The sequence below is a fragment of the Sphingobacterium athyrii genome, assembly GCF_003071065.1.
In the GTDB taxonomy this organism is placed as follows: Bacteria; Bacteroidota; Bacteroidia; order Sphingobacteriales; family Sphingobacteriaceae; genus Sphingobacterium; species Sphingobacterium athyrii.
On record NZ_QCXX01000001.1, the window covers coordinates 734,704 to 747,880 of the forward strand.

The 13,177-nt window shown below is 40.9% G+C and carries 10 protein-coding genes; 6 read left to right on the forward strand and 4 right to left on the reverse strand.

From position 1 onward, the window contains the following. The first annotated feature begins 24 nt into the window (after positions 1-24). Positions 25-348 (forward strand): GIY-YIG nuclease family protein, encoded by a 324-nt coding sequence (locus tag DCO56_RS03350; protein ID WP_108632313.1) that lies wholly within the window; start codon positions 25-27, stop codon positions 346-348. Between the two features lie 92 nt (positions 349-440). On the opposite strand, the gene DCO56_RS03355 is transcribed toward DCO56_RS03350, so the two are convergent. Then, the gene (locus tag DCO56_RS03355) at positions 441-2,813 is read right to left on the reverse strand and encodes a penicillin-binding protein 1A (RefSeq protein ID WP_108632314.1); all 2,373 of its coding nucleotides are present in this window, start codon (positions 2,811-2,813) and stop codon (positions 441-443) included. A 378-nt stretch (positions 2,814-3,191) separates the two neighbouring features. Here DCO56_RS03355 and rpoN point away from each other — a divergent pair, with 378 nt between their 5' ends. The 3 genes from rpoN to DCO56_RS03370 all read left to right on the forward strand — a co-directional run bounded on the left by rpoN (position 3,192) and on the right by DCO56_RS03370 (position 6,770). After that, positions 3,192-4,658 (forward strand): RNA polymerase factor sigma-54, encoded by a 1,467-nt coding sequence (rpoN, locus tag DCO56_RS03360; RefSeq protein ID WP_108632315.1) that lies wholly within the window; start codon positions 3,192-3,194, stop codon positions 4,656-4,658. Between the two features lie 81 nt (positions 4,659-4,739). Next, a complete protein-coding gene (locus DCO56_RS03365; protein ID WP_108632316.1) occupies positions 4,740-5,615 on the forward strand; it encodes a carbon-nitrogen hydrolase in 876 nt (291 codons plus the stop codon). 78 nt (positions 5,616-5,693) lie between these two features. Beyond that, the gene (locus DCO56_RS03370) at positions 5,694-6,770 is read left to right on the forward strand and encodes an agmatine deiminase family protein (protein WP_108632317.1); all 1,077 of its coding nucleotides are present in this window, start codon (positions 5,694-5,696) and stop codon (positions 6,768-6,770) included. Between the two features lie 107 nt (positions 6,771-6,877). Here DCO56_RS03370 and agaR read toward each other — a convergent pair whose 3' ends face one another. From agaR to proS, 3 genes are all read right to left on the reverse strand, one after another. Next, positions 6,878-7,639 (reverse strand): transcriptional repressor AgaR, encoded by a 762-nt coding sequence (agaR, locus tag DCO56_RS03375; RefSeq protein ID WP_108632318.1) that lies wholly within the window; start codon positions 7,637-7,639, stop codon positions 6,878-6,880. A 232-nt stretch (positions 7,640-7,871) separates the two neighbouring features. Then, complete coding sequence (locus DCO56_RS03380; RefSeq protein ID WP_108632319.1) at positions 7,872-8,660, reverse strand: Rossmann-fold NAD(P)-binding domain-containing protein; 789 nt, start codon at positions 8,658-8,660, stop codon at positions 7,872-7,874. Positions 8,661-8,672: 12 nt separating this feature from the next. Beyond that, positions 8,673-10,145 carry a proline--tRNA ligase gene (gene proS, locus DCO56_RS03385; RefSeq protein ID WP_108632320.1) on the reverse strand — a complete coding sequence of 491 codons (1,473 nt, stop codon included), beginning with the start codon at positions 10,143-10,145 and terminating at the stop codon, positions 8,673-8,675. 178 nt (positions 10,146-10,323) lie between these two features. Here proS and DCO56_RS03390 point away from each other — a divergent pair, with 178 nt between their 5' ends. Both DCO56_RS03390 and DCO56_RS03395 read left to right on the forward strand, forming a co-directional pair. Further along, the gene (locus DCO56_RS03390) at positions 10,324-11,466 is read left to right on the forward strand and encodes a hypothetical protein (RefSeq protein WP_108632321.1); all 1,143 of its coding nucleotides are present in this window, start codon (positions 10,324-10,326) and stop codon (positions 11,464-11,466) included. Positions 11,467-11,538: 72 nt separating this feature from the next. Next, positions 11,539-13,140: an OmpP1/FadL family transporter gene (locus DCO56_RS03395; RefSeq protein WP_108632322.1), complete on the forward strand. Its 1,602-nt coding sequence runs from the start codon at positions 11,539-11,541 to the stop codon at positions 13,138-13,140. Positions 13,141-13,177 lie beyond the last annotated feature (37 nt).

Sequence of the window (13,177 nt, forward strand, 5' to 3'; positions counted from 1 at the left end):
TAAACATCCAAATAATTTAGCATTATGAGCAATTTTATTGTATATATATTAACTGACAACAACAGAAGATACTTTGAAATCGACTTTACTTCCAATATACTCAGCACTGTAGTAGAGCTTCAGCAAGCGAATAGTTTCACCTTTCAACAGGGGGCCAATTTAAACAGAATCATCTATTCCGAAGCTTTTTCGAAACTGGCATGCGCAAAAAAGAGAATGAACGAGTTGCAAAATTTCACACACCTACAAATCGAACGAATTATTCGCAAGAATAACCCGAACTGGAACAACCTCTTCCCACAGCAACAGCAGTCTTACGCCAAGAGAAACAGTAATTACGCCGCCTGATAAAATACAATAAAAAAAGCCACCTAATTTTTAGTAGGCAGCTATTTATCATAGATCCAGAACAGGATAACCATTAACTAATTTTACATGAATTAAGGATTCTCCGATATACCCGTATTTTCGCCAACACCTCCTTCGTTGTGATTGCGCTCAGCGGATCCTTCTGTCGATTCCTCTTCCGGCCCAATAAATCCTTCATCCGTCTGCTCATCAACACTTGTTGAATCACTTTGTTCAGGCTCCGGATCACTATAACGCGGTGTCTCACATTTATACGACTTTGTGATTTCGACCGTAGGTTCAGGAAATTTCCCCTGTGTATACCCCAATCGCTTATCTTTATAGACGGATTCCAAAAATACACCAAATATAGGTAAAGCTGTTCGGGAACCTTCTCCGGTATGCGAATTCTTGAAGTGTATGCTTCTTTCATCACATCCAACCCAGATTCCGGTAACCAGATCCTTCGTCACGCCCATATACCAGCCGTCAACATATTCGGAAGATGTCCCGGTCTTACCGCCAATTTGATTCTCTTTATCAAAAAGGTCCCACTCCCACAATCCCTGCGATGTACCTCTGGGTTCTTCCATCCCGCCACGCAACATATAAGTCATCAACCAGGCATCTTGCTTATCGACAACCTGTTTGCGTTCTGCCTGAAAGGTAGCGATAACATTTCCGTCATGGTCTTCAATTTTAGAAACCAGTAGCGGTGTGACACGCTCGCCATGATTCATCATCGTCGAGTAACCGTTAACCATTTCAAAGACCGACACATCATTCGGCCCTAGCCCAACAGATGCTACCGGATTGAGCCTGCTCGTAATGCCGCAACGCTGCGCCGCATCAACAACTTTCGCCGGAGTAACCATATCGGTCAGCTGAACAGTAACCGAGTTAATAGATCGGGCCATCGCATGACGCAACGACATTTCACGATATGAAAAATTCCAATCTGCATTTTTCGGTTCCCACACTTCTATAGAATCCCCCTTGTCAATCTTTATGGTAACAGGCTTATCGGTAATCTTATCACAAGGTGACATCCCGGACTCCAGGGCAGCCAGATAAACAAAAGGTTTAAACGTCGAACCGGCTTGTCGTTTCGCCTGCATCACGTGATCATATTTAAAATATTGATGATCTATACCGCCTACCCAGGCCTTAATTTCACCCGAATATGGATCCATTGACATCATCCCGGCATTCAACATCATGGCATAATATTTTAAGGAATCCATCGTGGACATCTCTTTTTCAATCTTACCATTATCCTTCCAGTTATAGACTTCCATTTTTTTCTTTTTATTCAGAAAGTAATTAATGCTGTCCGGACTATTTGCATATTTCTTACTGAGGAATGCATAATAAGGGGTCTTCTTTGCCAAATTCTCCAAAAAGTTCGGAATTACTTTTCCGGAAAGATCACGCCAAGGCTCCTGACCATCCCAGGTATTATTTAAGCGCTGCTGCAACTCAGCCATCTGTTTCGCCACAGCTTCCTCAGCATGTTTCTGAAGTTTTGAATTGATCGTTGTATATATTTTTAAACCATCCGTATAGATATCGTAATTATTTTCCTCTGACCATTTTTCCAACCATTTAGCCACAGCGGTACGCAGATAAGAATCCCCACCAGCATTCACATCCTTATTATTGGCATTCAAGACAATCTTCTCTTTAACTAAAGCATCATAAGCTGCTTTCGTCAGAAAGCCACTCTTATGCATTTGACTCAACACGGTATTTTTTCGATCAAATGCCTTCTCAGGATTTCTGATCGGATTATACAAAGTTGTTCCCTTCAGCATACCGATCAACACCGCTGCTTCATTTTGATTCAGCTGATTAGCTCCTTTTGAAAAATAACGTTTTGCAGCGGTTTCTATACCATAGGCATTATTACTAAAAGAAACAGTATTCAGATACATTTCCAATATCTGGTTTTTACTATACCGCTGCTCTAGCTTATAAGCCGTCATCCACTCCTTAAATTTGGTAATGACCAGTCCGGCAACAGGCAAACGGGTCAACAGCCCTCCGGCTTTGTTGTAACGCGTGCGGTAAAGATTCTTGGCTAACTGCTGTGTAATCGTACTTGCACCGCGCTTATCTCCTTTTAACGTAGAGATAATACCCGATCCCAAACCTAAAAAATCAACGCCATTATGCTGATAAAAACGCACATCCTCAGTCGCGATAAGCGCATTAATCACCGTTTTAGGAATGCTATCAAAAGGAACCGGGTTCCTATCTTCATCAAAATACCGACCGATCAATACGCTATCAGCGGTATACAATTCAGTCGAAATATTTAGGCTGGGCATAATGATATCTTTTTTTGTGGGGGAATAGCCAAACAGCCACAAAAAATTAAGTTGTATGGCACAAACCAACACAATAACGAAATATATTGCAATAACGAGATAACGAAGAATCCGATTCTTTATACGTCTAAACATAAATGGAAATTTATCTTATATTCAACATATTGAATCAGCAAAAGGTTTTACCCCTGCTCAATATGCGCCTATACGTGTTTCAGGGGCTAAATATACAACTAAATACATCTCCCTAATTAACTATTTACATTTTTTAACAATAAAAAATAAGCATTTATTCGAACACGGTCAATAGGTAAAAACACATTTCCCTGACCTTGTTTTGCTCACTATCGCGAATTAAAATGTAAAAAAAATTGAAGAAGGACTTTGTTGAGATCAATAAGTTAGCTAACGCGTTCCGCAAATATTATACCTACTTTTAATATATTATCTATTTTATTTTAAAATAATAATGATATTTGCTTAAATTTAGATGTAAACTAGTCAACTATTAGCATGTTAAAACAGACATTACAACAAAAGCTATTACAAAAACTGTCGCCACAACAAATTCAATTTATTAAATTGTTGCAGGTACCAACAGTTTCATTAGATGCCAGAATAAAAGAAGAATTAGAAGAAAATCCTGCATTAGAAGATGGTAGCTTGACTAATATGACCGATCCAATCGAAGAATATCCGGATAAAGATCCGGATGACAATTTTGATAACGAAGAAGGTTTCGATTCAGATGATTTCAGTTTGGAGGACTATATACAAGAGGACGATTACAAAGATTATGGAAATGGGTATGATTACGGTGATGATGACGAAGACAGAAAAGAAATGCCAGTTGCCATCCAGCACTCTTTCTACGAACAACTGCAACAACAGCTAGACCTTCTGGCTTTGGACGATAAGCATTTTTTAATCGGCCAACAAATTATCGGAAGTCTGGACGACGATGGTTACCTGCGACGTCCGATCATAAATTTAGTAGATGACCTGGCTTTTGGTCAAAATGTCATGACCGAAGAGCATGAGGTATTGGATATGCTAAAAGTAATCCAGGATTTTGAACCTGCAGGGATTGGCGCCAGAGATCTCCAGGAATGTCTTTTGATTCAACTACAAAAAAAAGACATTAACAACCCTACAATAAAACTGGCAATTAAAGTCGTTGCCAATTATTTGGATGAATTCACAAAAAAACATTATGATAAGCTCGAAAAATCTCTGGGAGTTTCGTCTGAAGATTTGAAAAATGTGGTGAATGAAATCCTAAAGCTTAACCCAAAACCAGGTGATTCAGGAGCAGTGGCTGGCAAACAGCTTCATATCATTCCCGATTTTCATATCAGCAACAACGATGGCATCCTTCATCTGACCCTGAATGGACGTAATGCGCCCGAACTCCGCATAAGCCGTGACTATCAGCACATGTTTGAGCATTACGAAAAATCCGATCAAAAGGACAAAAAAATGAAGGAAGCGGTACAGTTTGTCAAACAAAAACTTGATTCGGCCAAATGGTTCATTGATGCAATCAAACAGCGTCAACAAACCTTGCTCAAAACCATGAATGCCATCATGGAATATCAATACGATTATTTTCTTAGCGGTGATGACCGCAAATTGAAACCGATGATATTAAAGGATATCGCCGATAAAATCGACATGGATATCTCGACCGTTTCCCGTGTGGCAAATTCAAAATATGTACAAACTGAATTTGGAACATTCCTGTTAAAATCATTTTTCTCCGAGGCAATCCAAACTGATTCCGGTGAGGAAGTTTCGAATAAAGAGGTCAAAAAAATACTGGAAGAGTGCATTGCCAAAGAGAACAAGCGCAAACCATTGGCCGATGAGAAATTAACCGAAATTCTTAAAGAGAAGGGTTACAATATCGCACGCCGAACCGTGGCAAAATATCGGGAAGCATTAAACATACCCGTCGCAAGATTACGAAAAGAGCTTTAAGAGCTCTTTTTTGTTTTTCCCAACAATCAAATCTAAATTAAGAATAGTATCTTTGTGCCTGAATTAAATAAGCATTAAGGAATGAGCAAAGTAAAAGTTGGAGTTGTACAGATGAGCTGTACCGCAAACAAACAAGAGAATCTCGAAAAAGCAATCGCTAAAGTAAAAGAAGCCGCTGCAAAAGGTGCGCAAATTGTGTGTCTGCAAGAACTCTTTACTTCTTTATATTTCTGCGATGTCGAAGATTATGACAATTTCGCCCTAGCTGAATCTATCCCGGGTCCGTCTACAGACGCCCTATCCGCTGTTGCGAAAGAAGCAGGAGTCGTTATTATCGCCTCATTATTTGAAAAAAGAACTGAAGGCCTTTATCATAATACGACGGCTGTGTTGGACGCTGACGGATCCTATTTAGGCAAATACCGTAAAATGCATATCCCTGATGATCCGGCATTTTACGAGAAATTCTATTTTACGCCGGGCGACCTGGGTTATAAAGTATTCAAAACAAGATTTGGCAAAATCGGCATATTGATCTGTTGGGACCAATGGTATCCCGAAGCATCCAGGATCACCGCATTAATGGGTGCAGAAATTCTTTTCTACCCAACGGCAATCGGCTGGGCGACAGATCAGGATGAAGAAACCAACAAGGATCAATACAACGCATGGCAAACCATCCAACGTTCCCATGCTGTAGCAAATGGCGTACCTGTGGTATCCGTCAACCGTGTCGGATTTGAACAGAATGGCGCCATGAAATTCTGGGGCGGTAGCTTTGTGACAAATGGACAGGGTAAGATATTATACCTCGCCTCCCATGACAAAGAAGAAATTGAAGTCGTCGAACTGGATCTAAGTGAATCTGATTATTTTAGAAAACATTGGCCTTTTCTACGTGACCGCAGAATAGAAACCTATTCTCCGATCACCAAACGTTTTATTGACGAAGACTAATAGCAAATCATATTGGCCATTTTAATTTTGTGATTCATACGGAAGAACGAATTAAAATGGCTTTTTACATTTTAAAGCATGGAACAAGAAAGCACTTTCACACAGGCGTATTTTAATAATTCTCCAAAAAAACAAGGTTTTTCATTTCCCCCTGAATGGGCAAAACAAGAAGCGTTGTGGTTGAGCTGGCCGCATAAAGAGGAATCTTGGCCTGGGAAAATTGAAACCATATACAAACCTTATTGCGAATTCATTAAAGCTGTTGCGTTTGGACAGAAAGTCAGAATCAATGTCGCGAACGAAGACATGAAGGCTTTTGCGATCGCAGAACTAAAAAAAATAACAGTAGATTTTAGCAATATTGAATTCTATTTTAATCCAACCAACGACGCTTGGTGTAGAGATCATGGCCCTGCTTTCCTTATCAATCAAACTTCGGGCGCAAAAGCAGTTGTTGACTGGGGATACAATGCCTGGGGAGGCAAATATCCGCCCTTCGATCTCGATGATGTTGTCCCTACGCGTATAGCCAAAGAGTTTGACCTTCCTCTATTTACACCTAATATCGTCATGGAGGGTGGTTCTGTCGAATTCAATGGCGCCGGAACTGTTATGACAACAACAGCATGTTTACTCAATGAAAACCGAAATCCTAATTTTACAAAAGAGCAAATTGAGACATATCTCAAAGAATTCTATGGGCAAGAGCAGGTGCTGTGGTTGGGCGACGGAATCATTGGTGACGACACAGATGGCCATATTGACGACATTACCCGTTTTGTAAATGAAAATACAGTTTTAACCGTTGTCGAAGAAAATCCTGAAGATGAAAACTATGCGATCTTACAGGAGAATCTGGAAACGCTCCGTTCTTTCAAATTATTAAATGGAGAGTCACTTCATATTGTCGAACTTCCAATGCCTGCACCAGTAATCTATGAGGACACTAGGCTTCCGGCATCATACGCTAATTTCTATATCGCAAATGATGTCGTCATCGTGCCTATTTTTGATGATGCTAATGATCAGAAAGCATTGGATATCATCCAGGGTTGTTTTCCATCACGAAAAGTTATTGGGATCAATTCAGTGGACATTATCTGGGGACTGGGAAGTTTTCACTGCCTGAGTCAGCAAGAACCCGCACTCGGTTAACGATAAATTACCCATAAACAGAAAGGCTTACTGACGATGTCAGTAAGCCTTTCTGTTTATGGGCCTATAGCCCCTATTGCTCCAATCCACCGCCACCGGAAAGCAAGCTATACAACAACAACGTGAACACCAGATTTTTCCAGCGACTCAACAAATCCGGCGCTCACTTTATCATCCGTAATCAATACATCAATTTTATCAAATCCACAGATCCGCCCAAAACTACGTCTTCCAAATTTAGAGGAATCAGCAAGGACAACAACCTTCTGGGCAGTATCTATCATGATACGATTCAATTGGGCTTCCTGTGCACTGGAAGTCGACACACCATATTCTAGATCTATCCCATCCACCCCTAAAAACAATTTACTACAGTAAAAATCATGCAATAGATTCTCAGCATATTTTCCAGTGACGGAAGTAGACGTTTTTCGCAAAGTGCCCCCCATCTGCATAATTTCAACCGACGGGTATTTAATCAATTCCATGGCTACATTCAACGCTGAAGTTACCACGGTGATATTCCCCTTAGGTACAATCTGTCTGGCCAACGATTGCATGGTTGTACCGGAGGCAATAATAATCGAATCATTCTCTTCGATCATCTCAGCAGCCTTCTTCCCTATTCTGCTTTTGTCATCGGAGCGAAGTTTCTCCTTTTCAAATACCGTTCGGTCCGTTGTATACGGATTATATTGTGTCGCTCCACCATGGGTGCGAAAAAGTAGACCGCTTTCCTCCAATAGGGTCAGATCCTTTCGTATGGTAACAGAAGATACCCCCAGTTCCTCACAGAGATCAATTACCTGGACTATACCCACTTCTTTTAATTGCTTTAAAATATATTGATGTCGTTCTACGTTTGTCATGGCTCTTTATATGCGCTAAAATATTAAATTCACTAGTGATTTACTCATATGAATAGTGCTGTATATCTAAAATATACTCCACATCACTATCCAAATTTTAGTGGACAACTATTCTATACGAATTTCTCTAGCAGAACTGACGTTAAAATAATGAAATTATTTAATTATTTACACCCATTGTGCAAATTTAAGTTTATTCGAAAAAGATAAGTGTTTGCCGTTTTATATACACTTAAAAATCTAGCGGATCGGGCCGGATGTAATGATAATCCAATTCCTTTTGCAGCAGGCTTCCACTGACTACTTTCTGAAAAGAATCCCCTTTTTCAAATTTTATGGGCAAATCGAAGCCATATTTTTGTGCAGAAGCCAATATAACCTCCTTTTTCTTAGGGTGCATTGGTGCAACTACATTGTAAATGCGGTGACTGAAATCTTTTACGGTAGCTAAAGTAATTAAACGTACGGCATCATCGCTATGAACAAAATTCGCAAACTGTTCGCCTGTGCTACAGACACGATTCGCAAAATACTTGGCGAAAATTCGATTTTTACCAAATAACCCACCAAGGCGATATATATAGGTATTCGGTAGCTGCAACATCAATTGCTCCGCTAAAAGGAGTTTTTCGGAAAACTCGATTCCATCAGCATTCAATTCATGGTAAACTGCATCTTTATCCGGATAAATTCCGATAGAACTCAGAAACAGCTGTTTGGTCCATTGAATATTTTCAAGAAATCTTGAAACATTCGAAAAACGCTTTTCTAGACCAGAAAGACTATTTTTTTGGCTAGCAGGAATACTATTTAATACAAAGTCGAATTTGTTCGGAAAAAGCATGTCGGGCAATGTACTAACGTTGTCAAAGTCAGCAATAAACGAAAAAATACCATCAGTTTTAAGCCGATGGTATTTTTCATATTGTGTGGTACTTGCCCAGACCTCATGTCCTTGATGTTTCATATCCATGGCAAACGATTCTGCCAGCCATCCGCATCCTAAAATGAGTATCCGCATAAGATCAAAAGATTAATAAGCTTTTGCAAATAAAACGCGTCTGCTGGAAGGTTTGCCCGTAAAGATACAAACACCTTCCTCCTCTTTGGCGTCCAAAGGAATACAACGGATTGTTGCCTTTGTTTCCTCTTTCACACGTTTTTCTGTTTCTGTGGTTCCATCCCAATGACAAGAAATAAATCCACCTTTACCTTCCAGCACTTCTTTAAACTCATCGTAAGAATTTACTTCAGTAAAATGGGAAGTTCTAAAATCCAACGCTTTTTGGTAAATATTTTCCTGTATTGCATGCAAGAGCTGTTCAATATTTCCAGCCAATCCTTCCTGCGCCACCGTTTCTTTTGTTTGGGTATCACGACGTGCCAGTTCCACGGTTCCATTTTGCATATCTCTTGCACCAACAGCAACACGCACAGGCACACCTTTCAATTCCCATTCCGCAAATTTAAAGCCCGGACGCTGCGTATCGCGATCATCGTATTTCACCGAGATATCTTTTACCTTCAACTCATCTGTTAACCGGTTCACGAATGCGTCAATCTGTGCCTTTTCTTCATCAGTTTTAAAAATCGGAACAATAACAACCTGAATTGGTGCTAATTTTGGAGGCAATACCAATCCTTGGTCATCCGAGTGCGCCATAATCAAAGCGCCCATCAAACGGGTAGAAACCCCCCAAGAGGTCGCCCATACATGCTCCAGTTTTCCTTCTTTAGACGTAAACTTCACGTCAAAAGCTTTCGCAAAGTTTTGTCCAAGAAAATGTGATGTACCGGCTTGCAACGCCTTGCCATCTTGCATAAGCGCTTCGATACAATAGGTATCCAAGGCACCGGCAAAACGTTCGTTTTCGGTTTTGCGGCCACGTACAACAGGTACAGCCAGAATATTTTCCGCAAATTCTGCATAGACATCGAGCATACGTTCTGTCTCGGCAATAGCCTCTTCGCTGGTTGCGTGTGCAGTATGCCCTTCTTGCCATAAAAACTCAGCTGTACGCAAGAAAAGACGCGTACGCATTTCCCAACGAACCACGTTTGCCCATTGGTTAACCAAAATTGGCAGATCCCGATACGATTCGATCCAGCCGCGGTAGGTATTCCATATAATCGTTTCAGAGGTCGGACGTACAATCAGCTCTTCTTCCAGCTTTGCATCCTCATCGACCACAATCTTACCTGTACCATCGTTTTTTAATCTATAGTGAGTGACCACCGCACATTCAGTGGCAAAACCTTCCACATGGGCAGCTTCTTTAGAAAAAAAAGACTTGGGAATGAATAAAGGGAAGTAAGCGTTGCTATGGCCTGTTTCTTTAAATCTTTTGTCTAAGATTGCTTGCATTCTTTCCCAGATAGCATATCCGTATGGTTTGATCACCATACAGCCTCGTACAGCTGAATTTTCAGCCAGATCAGCTTTGATCACAAGTTCATTGTACCATTGCGAATAATCTTCTGCACGACTTGTTATTCCTTTACTCATATGAAATTGATAAATTATTGTAACATTATTACGTTAAATCTCGTCTGTATTTCCAATACAAAAAGCGTTCAATAAAAAATATTTGTATTTTTGATTACTTCGATTAAACCCCGTCGAGAAATTTGCGTCTAAGATAGTAAATAAGGCTGTATAATCGAAAATAACGATTTAGGATATTATGAAAAAAAATAGATTATTTATCGGAGCACTTGCCATGACAGGAGCATTTATGTTAGGTTCCTGCGGTACAAGTAGGCAAATCTATGGCGACGATGTCTATGGCAATAATGGACAGGCTAGACAAAAAGTCTATCAAAGTCCAGATTACTATTACACAGATGCGGATCAGGTTCAACAAGGAGGACAGACTCAAGACGGTTACTACGACGACGAATATTCAGATCAGGATTACAACAACGATTCTTATGAAGATCTTGAATATGCAAATCGGATAAACAGATTCTATTATGCCTCTCCGGGAATGACCTACTTTGATCCATTCTTCGATCCATGGTATGGTTATGGATTCGGTGGGATGTATGGATATGGCCCTTCCTTCGGTTTAGGTTGGGGCTGGGGTTCTTCATGGTCTATCGGTTTAGGCTGGGGCTGGGGTTCTGGCTGGGGCTGGGGATCTCCTTGGTATGGTGGTTATTACCCTTGGGGTGGCTGGTATGGCGGCGGATACTGGGGTTCTGGCTGGTATGGCAATGGTTATTGGGGCGGTGGCTATTGGGGTAACTCAAGACCACGTTATGCTTCTTCGCGATCATCCTATAGAGACAATTACAATGTCCGTACTTCATCTTCCCGTACCAGAACTTCAGGAACTTATGATCGTACCGGTGTTGCCCGGGATTCCAGGGGACGTATTACGGCCGTTTCCAATGGCCGGACTAGCGGCGGTAGGACAAGGAATTCTGACGGTTCTATCTCACGTGGTTCCTCTTATGATAGAACAGGCGGCAGAACGAGAACTTCAAATGGTATCTCTACAAGAAGCGGATATCCCGATGGTGGCAGAACACGGAGCTCAGACAGAACAAATGGAACATACCCAAGCATGCGGAGTTCCAGTGGTACTTCCAGAACACGGACAAGCTCAGGTGAAGTTTCCCGTCCAATGAGCCGTTCGATGGAAACGCGCTCAAGCAATCCGGGATCAACTTCTAGACCATCCTATACTCCGCCAACAAGAAGTTATGATAGCGGTTCATCACGCTCAAGTGGTGGCTTCTCCGGAGGTGGAAGTTCAAGATCCAGCGGCGGCTTCTCCGGTGGCGGCGGAAGCTCAAGATCCAGCGGTGGACGTACACGCTAGTGATAAAAAACAAATTACAGTAGCATACATAATCCTGTGTGCTACTGCTTATTACAGACGATATTTTAGCTTATGACGATCAAAAAATTACTTTTTGGAACTGCATTTTTACTAGGTGCAGCGGGAACTGCCCAAGCACAATATACGAAAGATGTACTTTTGTTTTCCCAAGGGGACAATGGCGGTACTGCTCGCTTCAAAGCAATGGGAAACGCATCTACCGCATTAGGTGGTGATATTAGCTCAATTACCGGAAATCCGGCAGGCTTAGGTTACTTCAATCAATCCGATGTCTCCGTAACAGGCAGATACCTTAACAATAAAAATAAAACAGATTATTTCGGCCAAAATTCGAATAGCAGCAAAAATAATTTCAACCTGGATAATGCCGGCATCGTCTTTCATTTACCTACTTACCGAAATGGCGGAAACCTGGAGCGAGGCTGGCTGAATTTCAATGTTGGTATAGCCTACAACCGAAATTATGTCTATAACAACCTCTTAGAGTATAGAGGTGTCAATAATACGAGTTCAATTACTGATGCCTATTCTGACCGCCTATCTTCACCCGGCGGGATGAAAGGCTGGGGACAGGAAGTTTATAATAATTCGCTGCTGTTTGATGATTTGGATCCCGACAACAAAGGAAACTATTTCCCTATTACGAGCTTCGGTAATTATGATGGAAAAGATGGTTTTAATCAAGTCAATTCCATCTTAGAAAAGGGAAGTAAATCAGAATCTGTATTATCTTTTGGTGCCAACTATAGCAACAAATTATACTTGGGAGCTGCATTAGGTTTTACTGCTTTTAGTTACGACAACTCAAGTTGGTTTACGGAATACGGTCAAACGATGACCGCTGACCAACTGACAAAAATCAATAAAGACTCTGAATATTTAAAACCGGAGGCAGCATATGCTAAAAAACGCGAGATGCTGGACAAGGATTATGAGCTATATGATGACTATGCACAAGTGACGGATGGTACAGGGGTGGATTTCAAGTTAGGTGTAATCTATAAATTTACACCGACCTTTAGTATGGGCTTTACAGCGAAATCTCCGACATTCATGAGCATCCGAGACGAGTCTTATAGCAATTCCGAATTCCGTTATTTTAAACCGAATGAAGATAAGTCCTTTAAAGAATACCGTACCAGCGATGATGCAGGGCATAGCTACCTCGAGTACAATATGAATACCCCATACAAGCTCTCCTTAGGTGCCAGTCAGGTATTCTCCAGAGGATTAATTACCGCAGATGTAGAATGGGTAGATTATGCGGCGATGCGATTTAAAGATCCCGGCGCATATAATAAAGCTTTGGAACAGGAAATGAACCAAAAGATAAAAGACTCTTATCAAGGTGCGTTCAATGCGCGCATTGGTGGTGAAGTTTTATTTGATAACGTGTTTAGTGGCAGAGCTGGTTTTAATTACAGTGGCAATCCTTACAAAAATGCAGATTATACAAACTATACGGCTTCGTTGGGTATAGGTGCTAAACTTGGCCGTGGTATGTATATTGATTTGACAGGAGCTTACAATGCCATCAATTACAAGGAAAGTCCTTATGTCATTGACGAAAACTATTGGAATGCTGCCAGCCCGGTTGCGGATATAAAAAATCAACGAACAAATGTCGTTTTGACAATCGGTTCTAAATTTTAAGAGATTCATCTCAGAAAAAAACGTCCAGCTAACCTGG